The following is an 18,251-nucleotide window of genomic DNA, read 5'->3' as shown; positions in this document are numbered from 1 at the left end:
GGGACAAGCCCACCGGAGGAGGAGCAGGGGGCACAAGGGACTTCCCCGCCTCCTTGCCCGCCCCGCCCCTCCCCGGGTGTCCTCAGGCCGGTGCGGTGAGCCACCGGTGGACGGCGAGGGCGGTCGTACGGGCGTGCTCCTCCAGCATGGTGAAGTGGTCTCCCGGCACGGTGACCTCGGTGTGCGGCAGCGCCCAGGCCGGGGCGGGAGCGGTGCCGGGCAGCGGGTCCCGGGCCCGTACGTACAGGGTCGGACAAGTGAGCCGCGCGGGCCGCCAGCCGCCGAACAGCTCGAAGTATCCGGCCATGGCGGTGAGCCTGCCGGTGCTGTCGGAGGCGAATTCCGCCGCCCGGCGCAGCATGTCCGACGTCATCGCGGAGAGCCGCTCCCCCCGGTCGCCGTGGTCCGGGGGGTAGGTGTCCAGGAGGACGACGGCCGCCGGGGGCGTGCCCTCGGCCTCCAGGCGTTCGGCGACGGCGTGGGCCACCCAGCCGCCCGCCGACCGTCCGAGCAGGACCGGCGGACCGTCGCCCGAGGCGGCCCGGACGGCGGCGGTCTGGGCGGTGACGAGGGCGTCGAGGCCGGAGGGCAGCCGCTCGCCCTCCCCGAACCCGGGGTGCCGCAGCGCGGACACCGGCCGTGTCCCGCGCAGTCCGGCGCCGAGGCGCGCGTACTCCTGCGGTCCCGAGACCGCGCTGAGCGCGGGGGCGCAGATCAGCCGGGGCCCCGCGCCGCCCGCCGCGAGCACGACCGGCGGGTGCGCCGCACCGGCCGCCTCCGCGCCCTCGAAGGCCGGGCGCAGCCGTGCGGCGAGGGTGAGGAGCACCATGCCGTCCCACGTACGGCCCCGTGCGCAGGCGGTGCGGAAGAGCGCGCGCAGGGAGTCGGGGGACGCCCCGGCGTCCGGCGCGTCGGCTCCCCGGTCCCGGTCGGTGGATACGGCCCCGGGGGCGTCACCGTCCGTTCCCGCACCAGGGCCGTGCCGCTCGTCGGCCTTTGCCGGGGGCCTCTGGGCGGTGGACCGCCGGGTCAGTTCGTCGGCGAGGGCCCGGGGCGTCGGGAAGTCGAACAGCAGGGTGGACGGCAGCGCGAGGCCCGTCCGCGCGACCAGCTCGTTGCGCAGCTCGACCGCGGCCAGCGAGTCCAGGCCCAGGTCCGCGAGGAGGACGTCCTCCTCGATCTCGGACTCCTCCTGGTGGCCCAGGACCCGGGCCGCGAGCGCCCGTACCCCGGCCAGCACCGAGCCGGGCGCACCACCGAAGAAGGAAGCGCCGTCGGGGACGGAAGAACCACCGAGCACGGAAGAACCGTCAGGGACGGACGCCCCACCGGACCGGCTCCCGCCCGGGGCGGCTCCCGGACCGGACACCGAAGTCCGCGACCCGGCCGGGCCGTCCGCGTCCCGGAAGGCGGTCGGACCGAGGCGGGCCGCCACCACCACGGGTTCTGCCCCGGCCACCGCCGCGTCGAACAGCGCCAGACCCTCCTCCGGGCCGAGCGGCCCGAACCCGGAGCGGGCCATCCGCCGCAGGTCCGTGTCACCCAGGTGCGCCATCATGCCGTCGTCCTGCCGCCAGGGCCCCCAGGCCAGCGACGTACCGGCGAGCCCGAGCCGCGCACGGTGGTGGGCCAGGGCGTCCAGCGCGCAGTTCGCCGCGGCGTAGTTGGCCTGCCCCGCGGAGCCGAACGTGCCCGCCACCGAGGAGAACAGCGCGAACAGCGCCAGATCCTGACCGAGCGTCAGCTCATGCAGGGCGAGGGCCGCGTCCGCCTTCGGCCGCAGCACCCGTGCCAGCTGGTCGGCGGTGAGCCCCGTGACGACACCGTCGTCCAGCACCCCCGCGGTGTGCACGACACCGGTCAGCGGGTGGGCCGCCGGTACGCCGCCGAGGAGCGCGCCGAGCGCGGTCCGGTCCGTGACGTCGCAGGCCCGGACGGTCACCTCGGCGCCTGCCCGGCGCAGCTCCGCGACCAGCTCCCGCGCTCCCGGGGCGTCCGGCCCGCGACGGCCGACGAGCAGCAGGTGCCGCACCCCGTGGGCGGCGACGAGATGCCGGGCCACGAGGGCGCCCAGGGAACCGGTGCCGCCGGTGACCAGGACCGTGCCCTCCGGGTCGAGCGCCCGCGCCTTCCGGGCCGTCGTCCCCGCCACGGGTACCAGCCTCGGCACGTACGCGGTGCCCCGCCGTACCGCCGCCTCCGGCACGGGGTCGGCCAGCAGGGCGGGCAGGGCGCGCCAGGACTCGGGGTGCCCGTCCACGTCGACCAGGGCGAAGCGGCCCGGGTGCTCGCGGGCGGCGGAGCGGACCAGTCCCCACACCGGCGCGTGCGCGGGCACGGGCGGGGACCCGCCGTCCGTACGCGGGCCGGTGGCGACGGATCCGGTGATCCGGCCGGTCGCGCGGTCCGGGGGCGAGCCGTCCTCGTCCGGTCCCACGGCGCCGGACGTCACCACGACCAGCCGGGAACCGGGCGGGCACGGCCCGGCGAGCCAGTCCCGTACGAGTCCGAGCGCCCGTTCCGCCGCCCGCAGCAGTTCGGCGGCGAGGGCCTCCCCCTCCACGGCCGGTCCCGGCGGCGGACAGGGCGCGACGACCACGGCCGCCGCCGGGTCGCAGGAGGCCGCGTCCGGATACACCGGGACACCGGAACCCGGCGGCGCGAGCGCGTCCGCGAGGGGTGTCCCCGGTGCGCTCAGCACCCCCCACAGGGGCGGCGCTGAGCGCGCGGACGGCTCGGGCAGGGGCACCCATTCCGTCCGGAGAAGGGCGGGAGCGGTCGCCTCGGCCGCCGGGCCGCCGCCCCGGACCTCGGCCCCGGGAACGGACCCCGTCCCGGCCCGGGTGAGCGAGGGCGGCAGGGGCCTGAGCGACAGCGAACGGACCGTCGCCACCGGCGCCCCGGCCCCGTCGGCCAGCTCCACCAGGGACCCTCCGTCGGGCCCGGGGGACACCCGGACCCGCAGCCGCCCCGCACCGGACGACCCGTACGCCCGTACCCCCGCGAAGGCGAACGGCAGCGAAAGCCCGCCGTCCGTACCGGAACCGTCGACGGCGCCGTCCAGGGCCAGGACGTGCAGCGCCGCGTCGAGCAGCGCGGGATGCAGCACGAAGCCCGCGGCCCGTGCGGACTCCGGCAGCTCGACCTTCGCGTACAGCTCGTCCCCGGCCCGCCAGGCCGCCCGCAGCCCCCGGAAGGCGGGCCCGTACGCCAGCCCGCCGGCCGCCAACCGCTCGTACGCCCCGGCACCCCGGGCCCTCAGCGGGACCGCCCCGGCCGGAGGCCGCAGGGCGTCGGACCCCCCGGCCGGAGGCCGCAGGGCGTCGGACCCCCCGGCCGGAGGCCGCAGGGCGTCGGACCCCCCGGCCGGGCGCCCGCCCCGGTCGGCAGCGGAGGCGGCCACGAGCGTCCCGGTGGCGTTCCGCGTCCAGGGCGCGTCACCCGCCGCGGTGCGCGGCCGGGAATGGAAGAGCACCGCCCGCCGTCCGGCGTCGTCCGCACCCCTCACCCGCAGCTGTACGTCGACGTCACCGTCCGGGGGCAACGGCAGCGGCGCCGTCAGGACCAGCTCGTCCAGGACGTCCGCGCCCACCTGCCCACCCGCGTGGAGGGCCATGTCGACGAAGGCGGTCCCCGGAAGCAGGACGCGCCCGGCCACCACGTGGTCGGCGAGCCACGGATGGTCCCGCACCGAGAGGACCCCGCTCAGCAGCAGACCGTCGTCGTCGGCCGTCCGCACGCACGACCGCAGGAACGGATGGGTCCCCTCCGCGACCAGGGTCGGGGACCGCTCCTCCGGGGCGCTCTCCAGCCAGAACCGGCGGCGCTGGAAGGCGTACGTGGGCAGCGCGACCCGCCGCCCCCCGCGCCCGGCGAAGACGGCGGACCAGTCGACGGGCACCCCGTGCGCGTGCAGCGCCGCCACCGTGTCGAGCAGGGCCTCCGGTTCCGGCCGCGACCTCCGCAGCGTCGGCAGGACCAGCGGTACCGGGCCCCGACCCCCACCGACCGTGCCGCCCGTGCCCGGGGCGCCCGCGACCGCCTCGGCCGCGCCGGGGCCGTCCTCCGGCCCGGACGGCACCAGACAGTCACGGACCAGACCGGTGAGCACCCCGTCCGGCCCCAGTTCCACGAACTGCGTCACCCCCCGCTCCGCCAAGTGGGCCACCGTGTCGGCGAAACGCACCGGGCGGCGGACGTGATCCACCCAGAACTCCGGCGAGCACACCTCCTCGGCGGTGGCCGCCCGGCCCGACACGGCGGACACCAGCGGCAGCCGGGGCGCCGCGAACGACAGCCCCCGGACCACCTCCGCGAACGCGCCGAGGACCGGCTCCATCAGCGCCGAGTGGAAGGCATGACCGACCGGCAGCTCCCGTACCGACCGGCCCCGCTCACGGAAGTACGCGGCCACCGTCCGTACCGCCGCCCCCTCGCCGGAGACGACCACCGAAGCGGGCCCGTTGACCGCGGCGATCCCGGCCGCGTCCCCGGCCGCCACGAGCCGGGCGGCCACCTCGTCCTCCCCGGCGGCCACCGCCGCCATCGCCCCGCCCGGGGGCAGCGCGTCCATCAGCCTGCCCCGGGCCTCGACGAGCGCGCACGCGTCCGCCAGGGACAGCACCCCGGCCACGTGCGCCGCCGTCACCTCACCCACGGAATGCCCGGCCACCGCGCCGGGCCGCACCCCCCACGCCTCGAACTGCCGGAACAGCGCCGTCTCCAGGGCGAACAGCGCGGGCTGCGCGAACCGGGTCGCCCGCAGCAGCTCGGCCGCCCCGGTGCCGGGCCCGGCGAACATCACGTCCCGCAGCGGCACCGGCAGCAGCGGATCGAGCAGGGCGCAGCACTCGTCCAGCGCGTCGGCGAACGCCGGATACCGGTCCCGCGCCCCGTACAACGCGCGTCCCATGCCGGGACGCTGACTGCCCTGGCCGGTGAAGAGCAGCGCCGAAGGCCCGTGACCGCGCGCGACGCCCGTACGCACCCCGGGACCGCCGTCGCCCTCCGCCACGGCCCGCAGCGAGCCGAGGAGCCCGGCCCTGTCCCCGGCCACCACCACCGCCCGGTGCTCCAGGGCCGTCCGCGTGGTGGCCAGCGCGTACCCGAGATCCACCAGGGGAACCCCGGGCGAGGCGGACACGTGCTCGTACAGCCGCCGGGCCTGCGCCCGCAGCCCCGGCCCGCTCCTCGCCGACAGGGGCAGGACCGAAGGCGCGGACTCCGGCCGGGCGCCGGGTCCGGACACCGTCCCGCCGTCGCCGTCGCCGTCGCCGTCGCCCCCGTCCCCGGTCGGCCCCGGCCCGTCACCGGTCCCCGCCGGGTCCGGCAGGTCCTCGCCGGGCCCGTGGCCGCCCGCGCCCGCCGGAGCCTCCTCCAGTACGACATGGGCGTTGGTGCCGCTGATCCCGAACGACGACACGCCCGCCCGGCGCGGCACCTCCGAAGCGGGCCACTCCAGGGCCTGCGACAGCAGCTCGATCCGCCCGGCCGACCAGTCGACCCGGGGCGTCGGCTCCTCCGCGTGCAGGGTGCGCGGCAGCACGCCGTACCGCATCGCCTGCACCATCTTGATGATCCCGGCGACCCCGGCGGCGGCCTGCGTGTGACCGATGTTCGACTTCACCGAGCCCAGCCGCAGCGGCTGCCGCCGCTCACCGCTCCCGTACGTCGCGAGGAACGCCTCCGCCTCGATGACATCGCCCAGCCGGGTCCCGGTGCCGTGCGCCTCGACCGCGTCGACGTCCGAGGTGTCCAGGCCCGCGTCCGCGAGCGCCCGCCGGATCACCCGCTGCTGCGCCGGGCCGTGCGGCGCGGTCAGACCGTTGCTCGCCCCGTCCTGGTTCACCGCCGAGCCGCGCACCACGGCCAGCACCGGCAGTCCCGCGCGACGCGCCTCGGACAGCGTGCTCAGCAGCAGCATCCCGGCGCCCTCGGCCCACCCCGTACCGTCGGCGGACGCCCCGAACGCCTTGCAGCGGCCGTCCGGGGACAGCGCCCGCTGACGGCTGAACTCCACGAACGACGACGGGCCCGACATCACCGTCGCCCCGCCCGCGAGCGCGAAGGCGCACTCGCCCCGGCGCAGCGCCTGCGCCGCCAGGTGCAGGGCCACCAGCGACGAGGAACACGCCGTGTCCACGGTGAGCGCGGGTCCCTCGAAGCCGAAGGTGTACGCGATGCGGCCCGAGGCGACGCTTCCGGCGTTGCCGAGACCCAGGTACCCCTCGACCTGCTCGGGGGTCCGCGTCAGCCGGCTGGCGTAGTCGCTGTACATCAGGCCGACGTACACGCCCGTCGGCGAGCCGCGCAGCGACCCGGGGACGAGCCCGGCGTGCTCGAACGCCTCCCACGCCACTTCCAGGAGCAGCCGGTGCTGGGGATCCATGGCCAGCGCCTCGCGGGGGGAGATGCCGAAGAAGCCGGGGTCGAAGCGGTCGACGCCGGAGAGGAAGCCGCCCTCACGCACATACGTCTTTCCGGGCCGCGCGGGGTCCGGGTCGTACAGCGCCTCGGTGTCCCAGCCCCGGTCGGTGGGGAAGGGCCCGAGGGCGTCCCGTCCTTCGGCCACCAGCCGCCACAGGTCCTCGGGCGAGGCCACGTCTCCGGGGTAGCGGCACGCCATCCCCACGATCACCACGGGATCGTCGTCCTGCCGGGCGGATCCCCGGTCCACGGGTCCGGCATCCGCCGCCGCGACGGCGTCCCGCTCCCCGAGGTGGGCGGCGAGCGCGGCGGCGGTGGGGAAGTCGAAGGCCACGGCCTCGGAGAGCGAGAGGCCCGTCGCGGCCGACAGCCGCTCGCGCAGCACCGTCGCCGTCAGGGAGTCCATGCCCAGGTCCCGCAGCGCGGTGCCCGGCTCCACCTCCCGGGGCTCGCGGCCGAGCACGGCCGCGGCCTCGCTCCGCACCAGGGCCAGCAGATCGCCGTACGCCTTCCCGGGGGCCCGGCCGTCCGGGGGCTGTACGCCCACGGTCCGGACGTCCCGGGCCTTGACTTCCGGGGCCCGCGCCTCGGGGGTCCGTGCCTCCAGGGCCCGTGCGGGCAGGGCCCCGAGGTCCCGGCGGACGATCTTCCCGGAGACGGTACGGGGGATCTCCGCCGTCTCGAACAGCTCGGCCGGCACCTTGGCGGACGACAGCTCCTCCCGGCAGGCGGCCAGGACACGCCCCCGGTCCAGCGGGCCGCCCCCGGGCGCGGCGACCAGGTAGGCCACCGGCACCTCGCCGAAGACGGCGTGCGGGCGTCCGGCCACGGCGGCGTCCGCCACCCCCGCGATCCGCCGCAGGACGGCCTCCACCTCGGCGGGATGCACGTTGACCCCGCCCCGCACGATCAGGTCGCTCGCCCGGCCCGTGACGGTCAGTTCCCCGGCGGCGTCCACCCTGACCAGATCACCCGTGCGGAACCAGCCGTCGCGCAGCACCTCCGCCGTGGCCTCCGGCCTGTCGTGGTAACCGGCCATGACTCCCGGGCCGGTGACCCAGAGTTCGCCCTCTCCGGTGGCGGGGCCCCCGGGGCCGCCGAGCCGGACACGGGTCCCGGGCAGCACCCGGCCGCACGCGCCGGGCGTCCCCGCCTCGCCCGGCCCCGCCATGGTGACCGGACCCGCCTCCGTGCTGCCGTAGTGCTCCAGGTACGGGACACGGCACACCGCCTCGAAGGACGCGCGGAACCCGGGCCCGGCGGCGGCGCCCCCGCTGACGCAGCCCCGCAGCGCGGGACCGCCGAGCCCGGCGTCGCCCCGCTCGCCCCGGACGGTGTCGAGCAGCGCCGTGTAGGTCGTCGGGACCCCGCCGAGCAGCGTGAACGAGGCTTCCTCGCGCCGCAGTTCGCCCAGTACGCCCGCCACCGAGAACCGGGGCAGCAGCACCGCGCTCGCCCCCACGGCGGTCACTCCGAGGAAGCACACGATCTGGCTCATCGCGTGATGGAGGGGCAACGGCCAGAGCACACGGTCCCGTTCGGACAGTCCGAGAACACCGACGAGGCCCGTCGCCACCGGCGAGAGACGGTTGCGCTGGGTCGACAGGACGCCCTTGGGCGCACCGGAGGAACCCGAGGTGTAGAGCAGCCAGGCGGCTTCGTCCAGCGCCAGATCGTCCCGGGCCCGCGCCCCTGGCTCCGTACCGGCCAGCTCCTCGTACCGCAGTACGGTGCCGGGCCCGGACGGAGACCGGCCCCCGGCGGCGCCCGGCGGGGCCGTACCGTCCGGGGCGACGTCCTCGTCGCCGCCCCCGGCCACGATCAGGATCAGACCGGGCCGCGCGGACAGGGTCCGCCGCCGGGCGAGACGGGCCTCGTCGGTGACGAGCACCCGGACCCCGCTGTCGTCGAGCAGACGGGCCAGCTCCTCCTCCGGGGCGCCGGGGTCCAGGGGCACGCCCACGCCGCTCGCGCGCGTGACGGCGAGCAGGCTCTCGACGGTCTCGACGCGATTGCCGAGCAGCACCGCCACCCGGTCGCCGCGCGCCACACCCAGGTCCACCAGATGACCGGCCAGCCGCGCGGTTCCGCGCTCCAGTTCCCGGTAGGTGACCCGCCGGGACCGGTCCTCGAAACAGACCTTGTCCCCGAGACGACGGGAGTGCTCCCCGAGCAGTTCCGGCAGCGGCTTGACGATGTCGGCGTGCGGACCCACCGCATGACCTCCTTGAGACGACCCGTGATCGAGGACGACCACATGATCCTTCCGGTTGCCCGGCAGGGGCGACGACCGCTCCCGCCCCGCGCGGCGGGCCGGGCGCCCTTGACCTGAAGCGCGCTTGAGTTCCTAGCGTGTCGTCAGATCGATCGTCCGACGACGGAAGAAGGCGTTCATGATTCTCGTGACCGGAGCCACCGGCACCACAGGAAGCGCGCTCCTGAAGGAGCTGCACGCGCGGGGCGCCGGTCCGCTGAGGGGGCTGACCAGGCAGGCGGCGCGGGCGGTGTTCCCCCACGGGGTCGAGGCCGTGGAGGGCGACCTCGGGAGCCCCGCGTCACTGGAACGGGCGCTCGACGGTGTGCGCTCGCTGTTCCTCCTGTCGGGCCTCGGGCCCGCCGCCGACACCCTCGAAGCCGCCCGCCGAGCAGGTGTCGAACATGTGGTGCTGGTGTCCTCCATCACCGTCCAGACGCATCCTCACCTGGGTCCCGCCGCGGCGAACCTGGCGGTCGAGGAACTGCTCAAGGACACCGGCATGGCATGGACGGTCCTGCGGCCGACCCAGTTCGCCTCGAACACCCTGATGTGGGCGTCGGCCGTCCGTGCGCACGAGACCGTCGAAGCGCCGTACGCGGAGGTCGCGCTGCCCACGATCCACCCGGCCGACGTCGCGTCGGTGGCCAGGGTGGCACTGACCGAGCCGGGTCACCACGGCCGCGTCCACGCCTTGACGGGACCGGAGCGGGTGAGCCCCCGACAGCAGGTCGCGGCCCTGGCGGAGGCGCTGGGCCGGGAGGTCCCGTTCGCGGAGATCAGCCGCGAGCGGGCCCACGCGCGGACGGCCGCGGCCTTCGGGCCCGAAGCCGCCGACGCGGTGCTCGACCTCACGGGCGGGGACGTCAACGACGAACTGCTGGCCGTGCGCGACACGGTCACCCGGGTCACCGGAGCCCCGGCCCGGACGTTCCGTCAGTGGGCCGGGGAGAACGCCCCCGCGTTCCGCTGACCACCCCCGGCCGGGGGCGCCCCCTACCGGCGAGCCACGGCCGATGCCGAACGGCACGGTCACCGACCGGCCGCCCGGGACGGACTCAGTCCGTGTCGGTCTTCGGCCGGGGAACGACGTCGAGCCCCGCGGGACCGTTGATGATCATCGAGGGGAGACGGGCCGGCCGCCGGTCGGGGTCGGTGAGGGAGAGCGCGGGCAGCCGGGTGAAGAGCGTGGTCAGGGCCACGTCCGCCTCCAGACGCGCGAGGTGCGCCCCGATGCAGAAATGGGGCCCGAAGCCGAACGCGAGGTGTGCCTTGTCCGCGCGCGCGGGGTCGAAGGCGTCGGGGTCGTCCGGGTGGACCTCCGGGTCCCGCCCGGCCGCGGCGAAACCGATGATGATCGCCTCGCCCTTTTCGATCACGACTCCTTCGCCGAGGTCGATGTCCTCGATCGCGTACCGCAGCGGAATGTGCATGACCGGCCCCTCGAACCGCAGCGTCTCCTCGACCACGTCGTCCCAGCCGAGCGTCCCCTCGCGGACGCGGGCGAGGTGCTCGGGGTGGGTCAGCAGGGCCTGGACGGCGCTGGTGATCAGATTGACGGCGGTCTCGTAGCCCGCGCTGATCATCGCGAACAACGTGCCGACCAGCACGGAGTCGGACAACGGCTCCTGACCGGGCGCGTCGGACAGCAGGAGGTCCGTGGTCAGGTCGGACGCCGGGTGGGCCCGCTTGTACGCGATGAACTCCGAGAGGCGCTCGACGAGTTCGTTGCCCGCGGCCAGTGCGCTCTCCGGGTCGAGCGTGGAGTCGAGCGTGGCGTCCATCACCCGGCCCATCCCGGGCCGCAGGTCGGCGGGCACCCCGACCAAGTCGCAGATGACCGTCATCGTCAGCGGCAGAGAGAGGGCCTGCCGCAGATCCACGCTCTCGCCCGGCGGCAGCGCGGCGAGCGCCGCCACCAGACGGTCAGCGGTCGCCTGCACCTGAGGACGCATCCGGTCGACCCGCCGCGGTGAGAACGTCGGCGCGATCCGCCCCCGGGACTTGCGGTGGTCCGCCCCGTACAGGTTGAAGAAGCTGTCCTGGAAGGTGAGGGGGGCCAGGGGCCACCCCTCGGGAGCGTCGGCGGCACCCGGCCAGTGCTTGCGGAAGTCACGCGACACACGCGGATCGGTGGTCAGGGCCTGGATGACGCCGCGCCGCGTCACGGACCACGCGATCACACCCCCGGGAAGCTCGACGCGTACGGCGGGGCCCCGCGCGCGCAACACGGCTGCCTCGGTGTGCAGCGCGCTTCCGGTGGGATCGAGCATCGGGCAACGCGGCCCGGGAACGGATGGAGTCGGCATGACGGTGCTCCCCCTCACTGGAGAAACCACGAAGGGCTTCCCGCCGAGGCGACGGGCCTCGTTCTGTCGGGGGAAGCCACGCACTCCCACGCATTGTGCGCGCCGGACGACATCGTGGGAAGACCGCCCGGCGGACTCGGTGGGCGTGGGGTGGGGCGTGGGGTGGGGCGCGCGGGGGCCGGGCGCGCCCCTTCGCGCCACCGGGCGCCGTTGGCGCGGGTACCGCTCGCGGGCAGGATCGCGGGGCACCCGACAGAAGGGCCGACCATGGCCAGTGACTTCCAGCGCGTCAAGCTGTCCCGCGTGTTCCACGCCTTCGACGCCGACGGGAACGGCTATCTGGACCAGCGTGACTTCCGGGCCCTCGCGGAGCGCTGGAAGGGCCTGCCGCGCGTACGGCCCGGCTCGGAACTGGCCGACCGCGTGGAGCGGGTCATGCTCGGCTGGTGGGACCATCTGGCGGCCCAGGTGGACGAGGACGGGGACGGCAGGGTCGACTTCGACGAGATCCTCGCCATGGTGGACCTGCTGCCCGCGATGCGCGAAGTCGTCGCCGCCACCGCCGAGACCGTCTTCGACGCCGTCGACGAGAACGGCGACGGCCGGATCTCCCCGGCCGAACACCAGCGCCTGGTCGACACCTGGCACGGCGAGAGCGTGGACACCGCCGGAGTCTTCGACCGGCTCGACCAGGACGGCGACGGCTACCTCGACCGCACCGAGTTCACCGAGCTGTGGACCCAGTTCTGGATCAGCGACGACCCGGCCGAACCGGGCAACCACCTGTGCGGCCCGGTACCGGCGGACACCTGAAAGGCCCGCCGGCCGGGCCGACGAGGGGTCCGTCCCCGCTCGTCGTCCCTCCCGTCCGCCGGGGGTGACGGCCGGAGCCGACTGCCCCCGACGGGGAGGTGGTGGTGCGTCAGGACGCCGGGACGGTGTCCTCGAAGGTACGGCCCGCCGAGCGGTACCCGATGACCCGCTCGTTGACCTGGGCCGGGGTCAGGACCTGGTCCTGGACGTGCAGGACGTAGTCCACGGCCTGCTCGTAGGTGCGGGCGGTGGTGGTGTCGGGCTGGCCGGTGAGGCTGGTCAGCCACTGGTTGAAGGCGATCAGCATGCCGCGTTCGGGCAGGTAGGCCGCGCTGTGGGTGCCGAAGAGCCGCCCGTCGACGTAGTAGCGGATGTCGGTGTCGTCGATGGTGAGGACGAGGTCGCGCCAGCCCGCGTAGCCCGCCCGGTCGGCGGTGTGGGTGTTCACCGGAGGCTGGACCCCGGTGGAGTCGTAGGTGTCCCAGGAGGTGGTGAAGAGCGTGTTTCCGGTCTCGCCCCAGCCGCCGTTGGGCAGGTACTCGAAGTCGTACTCGGCGTAGTCGTCCGCCATGGGGGCCTTGAGGTCGTTGATGGCGAAGAAGGTCTGGATGACGTGGTCGCCGTCGGGGCCCTGCACGGGAGCGTCGCTGAACTTCACCCGGGCCGCGTAGGTGCCCTTGCGGAACTTCATCGTCGTGGTGGAGATCTCCGCCTGACGGGTGGTCGCCGCGGTGCCCGTCGTCTCGGTGCGCAGCTTCAGCACCGAGGCGCCGCCGTCCGTGCCGAAGGTGACGTTCCCCGGTGCCCAGGTGGCGCCCGGGACACCCGGGCCGCCGCCCCAGCTGCGCACCATCCAGCCGTTGGCGCCGAGCTTGGGGTCGTCGTGGGCGGTGTAGACGAAGTCGTCGAAGAGGGCCCGGGTGGGCGGCGGGTCCACGACCGGGCCGCCGGGCGCGGTGCCCCAGACGAGGCCGCCCGCGAGGTGGGCGGTGACCTTGGTCCAGTCCGCGTACGAGGTGCGGTCCGGGCCGAAGGAGTGGTCGTCGCTCTGCCGCAGCTGGCTCCAGTCGGCGCGGTGGAAGCGGAGTTGCAGGTCACCACTGGTCGCGCCGGGGGCGAGGGAACCGGCGGCGGCGGTGAAGCCGACCTCCAGATAGCGGTCGGCGGTGGGCGTGCCGGGGGCGAGCGTCCCGAAGGTCCCGGTGACGTTGGCGCAGCCGCGCACGGCCCAGTCGCAGGCGAAGCGGTACGCGGTGCCCGGCGTGTCGGCGCTGAAGTAGTAGCGGAGTTTCACGTCGGCGAGCCGGACCGGGGCGGAGCCGGTGTTGCGGACGGTGAGCCAGGGCGCGGTCTGACCGGCGGTGGCAGAGGTGACGCCGGTGCGGTACTGCACGGTGAGCACCGGGGTGGCGGTGTCGGCGGCGGCGTTCGCGGCGGCGGGGAGGGCCGCGAGACCGAGCGCGGCGAGCCCGGTGGCGAGGATTCCGGCGGTGGCGTTGCGCAGCCGCTGGTGGGGGGTTCTTCGCATGGTGCTGTCTCTCCTGAACGGTGGTCCTGTGCGGTGAACGGTGGTACGGGAGCGAGCAGACAACCCATAGGTATAGACCTATGGGTTACGCAGAACCTACTGAACCTGTGGAGGTTTTGACAGATGATGAGATCAACTTGATTGAAATCGCTTCGGTTTGGGGTGAGGGGTGGCGCCCTTCCGGGGCTTTCGTCACCCGTCACCCATCGCCCATCGGTCGCTTGTCCCCGTTTCCCGGCAGCCCGGCAGCCCGGCAGCCCGGCAGCCCGGCAGTGCGGTGGGAGACGGGAACGCCGGGGCCCGGCGGGAAGAGATCCCGCCGGGCCCCGGCGTGTGTGGAGGGGGAGCCGCTCGGGCTCGGAGGCGAGGGCTCAGGGGTGGAGCCGGGTCTGCCAGTCGCTCGGAAGGCGGTCGGCCGGTCCCGGCGCCGACTGGCCGGCCGGGTGGTCGCCGGGCGGCGCCAGCGCGGGCCCGGAGTCGTACAGACCGTCCGTGGCGTAGTTCCAGAACCACGCCTCGCCCGGCTCGAAGCTCTGCACGAGCGGATGCCCGGTGGACTTCCAGTGGCCGGTGGCGTGCTGCCCCGGCGACGAGTCGCAGCAGCCGATGTGGCCGCACTGGGCGCAGCGCCGCAGATGGAACCACCAGCCGCCCAGCTCGTCGCACTCGACGCAGCCGGTGCCGCTCGGCGGGACGTTCGGGTCGATTCCCTCGATGTCGGTCATACGGGCTCCTCGGCCGTTGGGCTGTCGCTGTCGCTGTCGCTGTCGCTGTCGCTGTCGCTGTCGCCGTCGGTGTCGGGCTCCGGTGCGGTCAGCGGCAGCAGCACCTGGAAACGGGTGTCGCCCGGGACGGACTCGACCTGAAGGCTGCCGTGGTGTTTGTCGACGACGATCCGCCAGGAGATGTCGAGACCCAGCCCGGTGCCCTCCCCGACCGGCTTGGTGGTGAAGAAGGGGTCGAAGATGCGGCCCCGGATCTCCTCCGCGACACCGGGTCCGGTGTCGCGGAACTCCACCAGCAGCCGGTCGCCCTCCCGGGCCGTACGGACCGTCAGGGTCCCGTCCCCGCCGCCGCTGCCGATCGCCGCCACCGCGTTGTCGATGAGGTTCGTCCACACCTGGTTCAGCTCCGCCGGATAGGCGGGCACCTCCGGCAGGGAACGGTCGTACTCCTTGACCACGCGCACATGTGGACCGATCTTCGCGGAGAGCATCAGCAGCGTGCTGTCGAGGAGCTCATGGACGTCGACCTCACGGTGCGGAGCACGGTCGAGCTGCGCGTACTGCTTGGCCGCGTCCACCAGATGGGAGATGCGGCCGGTGGAGTCGTCGATCTCGTCCATCAGCAGCTCGGTCTCGACCGTGTAGTTCAGCCAGCCGACGGCCCCCGGCAGGATGTCCTCGTCGACCGTCGCCGCGACCTGCTTCAGCCACTCCGTGTCCAGCCCGGCCTGCACGAACGTCGGCGCGATCCGCCAGCCCTCCTGGATGCCGTGCTCGTCGAGCCAGTCGGCCAGCTCGTCCTCCCGGTCGGCGGCCTCCAGCGGCGTCAGCGACGGCGCCTTGGCGACCCGCTCGGCGGTCCGCTCCTGGATCTCGATGAGCCCGGCGAGGGCCTCGCGCGAGTAGGGACCCTGGGCGATGACCGCCAGCTTGTGCCGCATCTTGCCGACCCGCTCGCGCAGGGCCGCCGTGGCGCGTACGGCCGCCGCGGCCGGATTGTTCAGCTCATGGGTCAGTCCGGCGGCCAGCGAACCGAGCGCGAGCAGGCGTTCGCGCTGGCCCACGGCCCGCTGGGTGCTCTTGGAGCCGAAGAACAGCCCCTCCAGGAGGTGCGCCGCCATCGGGAACCACTCCCGCATGACGGCCGCGAACGACTCGGCGGGCAGGACGAAGAACCGCGTCGGCTCCGTCACCCGCATCGAATTGGTGTACGTCTGCGGCACCTGGTCGCCCAGATACGCCTGCATCGCCCCCGCGTACACGCCCCGCTGCGAGGTACGGCCGACCTCCACGTCGTCGCCGCCGACCCGCCGGGACAGCACGACGGTCCCCTCGATCATCACGTAGAAGCACGTGGCCGGATCGCCCTCGGCGTACACCGGGCCCGGCTCGAACCGCTCCACCCGCCCCTCCGCGCACAACCGGCCGAGCTGCTCGGCGGAGAGCTTCTCGAACAGGAACAGCGAGCCGATCTCACAGGGGTCGCAGGGCATCTCCCGGGCGCTCACGACTGCTCCAGATAACGGTGGACGAGCATCACGGCCATGGCTCCCTCTCCCACGGCCGAGGCCACCCGCTTCGCCGACTGCGAGCGCGCGTCCCCGGCCACGAACACCCCCGGAACACTGGTCTCCAGGTGGTACGGCGGCCGGTCGAGCTCCCACTCGCCCGGCGGACGCCCGTCGGGTGTGAGATCGGGTCCGGCCAGGATGAACCCGTGCTCGTCACGGAGCACCGTCCCGTCGAGCCACTCCGTCAGCGGGGCGGCGCCGATGAAGACGAACATCCACTGGGCGTCGACCGTCTCGCTCCCGCCGGAGGCCGCGTCCCGCAGCGTCAGCCGCTCCAGGTGCTCCTCGCCGTGCGCCGCCTCGACGACGGTCCGGGGCCGCACGGTGATGTTCGGCGCCTCCTCGATCTGCTGGATCAGGTAGTACGACATCGACGCCGCCAGCGACTCCCCGCGTACGAGGAGCGTCACCGACTTCGCACCCCGGGCCAGGAACACCGCCGCCTGCCCGGCCGAATTCGCCCCGCCGACGACGTACACGTCCTGCCCCTCGCAGGAGGCCGCCTCGGTGAGCGACGAACCGTAGTACACACCCCGTCCGGTCAGGTCCTCACAGCCGGGCGCCGCGAGCTGCCGGTACGACACGCCGGTGGCCAGGATGACGCTGTGCGCGGTGACCTCGGAACCGTCGGAGAACCGCACGATCCGCGCCGCGCCGCTCGCGTCGAGACCGTTGACCTCCCGGGCGGTGAGGATCTCCGCGCCGAAACGGTTCGCCTGACGGCGGGCGCGGTCGGTCAGCTGCGCCCCCGAGACGCCGTCCGGGAAGCCCAGGTAGTTCTCGATCCGGGAGCTCTGCCCGGCCTGTCCGCCGGTCGCCGACCGCTCCACCAGCACCGTACGCAGCCCCTCGGACGCCCCGTACACGGCGGCGCCGAGCCCGGCCGGGCCACCGCCGACGACGACCAGGTCGTAGAACGCGGCGGCCGGGGTCGTCGCGAGCCCCACATGGGCGGCCAGCTCCGGCGCCTCCGGCTCGATCAGGACCGTGCCGTCCGGGGCCAGCACCAGGGGCAGCCGGTGACCGTCGGCCCCGGCGGCCTCCAGAAGCCGTCGCCCCTCCGGCTCGTCGGACGCGTACCAGCGGTACGGCACCTGGTTGCGGGCCAGGAACTCCCGTACCCGCGAGGAGTGCGCCGACCAGCGGTGCCCCACCATCTTGGTGGCCGGAACCGGCCGGTAGTCGCTGGAGCGCCAGGCGCTGAGCAGGTCGTCGAGGACCGGGTAGAGCTTCTCCTCCGGCGGGTCCCACGGTTTGAGCAGATAGTGGTCGAGGTCGACGACGTTGATCGCGTCGATCGCCGCGTCGGTGTCCGCGTACGCCGTCAGGAGTACCCGGCGGGCCCCCGGATAGACACCGATCGCCTGCTCCAGGAACTCGATGCCGTTCATCCGGGGCATCCGGTAGTCGGCCAGGATCACGGCCACCAGATCGCCCCGCAGCTTCAGCTCCCGCAGTGCGTCGAGAGCGGAGTCGCCGGACTCCGCGCGCACGATCCGGTAGTCGCCGCCGTAGTGACGCCGCAGGTCACGGGCGATGGAGCGGGAGACGCCCGGGTCGTCGTCCACCGTCAGGATGACGGTACGGGCTGCGTCGGTGGCCTGTGCCATGCGTGCTCCGCCCTGTGCGCTGCGGACAGCCGGTCCGGCGAGCTGCCCACCGGCTCAGCTCCATCGTAGGTTCGATGGCCCGGACCCGCCCCGACGGAACGGACCCGCCCCGACGGACTGCGGCGCGGCCCCGATACTTTTTGCAGACTCTGCATTTTTGCGTACCATGCACGGATGGCAGAGGGGGTGCCCGCTCGCGGCGGGCTCAGAGAACGCAAGAAGAAGGCGACCCGTTCCGCTCTGGTGGAAGCCGCCGTACGTCTGGCGGCCGAACACGGAGTCGAGAACGTCACCGTCGACGCCGTCAGCGCGGCGGCCGGGGTCTCCACACGCACGTTCTTCAACTACTTCGACTCCCGCGACGAAGTCTTCGTGATGATCGGCGCGGACTCCGGCGTCCGCGTCCGCCACGCCGTCCTCGCGGCCCCCGCCGCACTCTCCCCCCTGGAGGCACTGCGCGAGGCCCTGGCCGCCGAACTGCAGGGGTTCGAACAGCAGCAGGAGCTGTGGCGACTGCACGCGGAGGTCCTCGGCAAGAACCCCCAACTCCTCGCGCGGACCCTCGGGGCCCACATGAGCGACGAACTCCTCCTCGCCGAGACGCTCGCCGAACGCGTCGGCGCGGGCTCACCCCTCTTCACCCAGGACCGGCCCGCCCACGCCTCCCCGGCGGAACAGGACCGCAGGCACGCCCTGGCCCTGTACCCCAGACTCCTGGCCGCCGTCGGCAGCACCGCCGTCCGCGTCGCGGTCGAGCACTGGTGCGTGCGCCAGACCGAGGCCGCCTTCGCCGACGTCTTCCGCGAGACGTTCGAGCACCTCGCCGCGGGCTTCCCCGAACCCCCGTCCGGAGCGGCGGACCCCTCACCGGACGACCACGTCCGGCCCGCCCGCTGAACGGATCCCCCGGAGCCGCCGCACCCGCCCGCGCGCGGGCGGCCCTCCGACCGAACGAAACAACCGAGAAGGAAGCTGTGAACTCAACAGCGGCGCCGGTCCAGGCGTCCCCGACCTC

9 protein-coding genes are annotated in these 18,251 nt (G+C 74.5%); 3 read left to right on the top strand and 6 right to left on the bottom strand.

Annotated features, from left to right (window positions below; all coding sequences use genetic code 11):
- Positions 1–82: 82 nt before the first annotated feature.
- Entirely contained in the window at positions 83–8,641 is an 8,559-nt protein-coding gene (locus tag ACIRQY_RS18045) for a type I polyketide synthase (protein ID WP_403926649.1), read from the bottom strand.
- 178 nt (positions 8,642–8,819) lie between these two features.
- On the opposite strand from ACIRQY_RS18045, the gene ACIRQY_RS18040 reads away from it, so the two are divergent.
- Positions 8,820–9,653, top strand: a complete 834-nt coding sequence (locus ACIRQY_RS18040; protein WP_403926646.1) for an SDR family oxidoreductase — start codon at positions 8,820–8,822, stop codon at positions 9,651–9,653.
- A gap of 85 nt (positions 9,654–9,738) precedes the next feature.
- Here ACIRQY_RS18040 and ACIRQY_RS18035 read toward each other — a convergent pair whose 3' ends face one another.
- Positions 9,739–10,953, bottom strand: a complete 1,215-nt coding sequence (locus ACIRQY_RS18035; protein ID WP_403926643.1) for a cytochrome P450 — start codon at positions 10,951–10,953, stop codon at positions 9,739–9,741.
- 303 nt (positions 10,954–11,256) lie between these two features.
- On the opposite strand from ACIRQY_RS18035, the gene ACIRQY_RS18030 reads away from it, so the two are divergent.
- Complete coding sequence (locus ACIRQY_RS18030; RefSeq protein WP_403926640.1) at positions 11,257–11,802, top strand: EF-hand domain-containing protein; 546 nt, start codon at positions 11,257–11,259, stop codon at positions 11,800–11,802.
- A 109-nt stretch (positions 11,803–11,911) separates the two neighbouring features.
- On the opposite strand, the gene ACIRQY_RS18025 is transcribed toward ACIRQY_RS18030, so the two are convergent.
- The 4 genes from ACIRQY_RS18025 to ACIRQY_RS18010 all read right to left on the bottom strand — a co-directional run bounded on the left by ACIRQY_RS18025 (position 11,912) and on the right by ACIRQY_RS18010 (position 17,236).
- On the bottom strand, positions 11,912–13,330 hold the full coding sequence (locus ACIRQY_RS18025; protein WP_403926637.1) for a cellulose binding domain-containing protein: 1,419 nt from the start codon (positions 13,328–13,330) through the stop codon (positions 11,912–11,914).
- A gap of 371 nt (positions 13,331–13,701) precedes the next feature.
- A complete protein-coding gene (locus tag ACIRQY_RS18020) occupies positions 13,702–14,055 on the bottom strand; it encodes a UBP-type zinc finger domain-containing protein (RefSeq protein ID WP_351795500.1) in 354 nt (117 codons plus the stop codon).
- A complete protein-coding gene (locus tag ACIRQY_RS18015) occupies positions 14,052–15,548 on the bottom strand; it encodes an ATP-binding protein (RefSeq protein ID WP_403926941.1) in 1,497 nt (498 codons plus the stop codon). The genes ACIRQY_RS18020 and ACIRQY_RS18015 overlap by 4 nt, the downstream gene beginning before the upstream one ends.
- A gap of 11 nt (positions 15,549–15,559) precedes the next feature.
- Entirely contained in the window at positions 15,560–17,236 is a 1,677-nt protein-coding gene (locus ACIRQY_RS18010; RefSeq protein WP_403926633.1) for an FAD-dependent oxidoreductase, read from the bottom strand.
- Positions 17,237–17,410: 174 nt separating this feature from the next.
- On the opposite strand from ACIRQY_RS18010, the gene ACIRQY_RS18005 reads away from it, so the two are divergent.
- Positions 17,411–18,133, top strand: a complete 723-nt coding sequence (locus ACIRQY_RS18005) for a TetR family transcriptional regulator (protein WP_403926630.1) — start codon at positions 17,411–17,413, stop codon at positions 18,131–18,133.
- Positions 18,134–18,251: the final 118 nt, after the last annotated feature.

The sequence above is a fragment of the Streptomyces sp. NPDC101490 genome, assembly GCF_044767145.1.
GTDB lineage: Bacteria > Actinomycetota > Actinomycetes > Streptomycetales > Streptomycetaceae > Streptomyces.
Note: the sequence above shows the minus strand (reverse complement) of the source record. Positions and strands in the feature narration are given on the sequence as shown.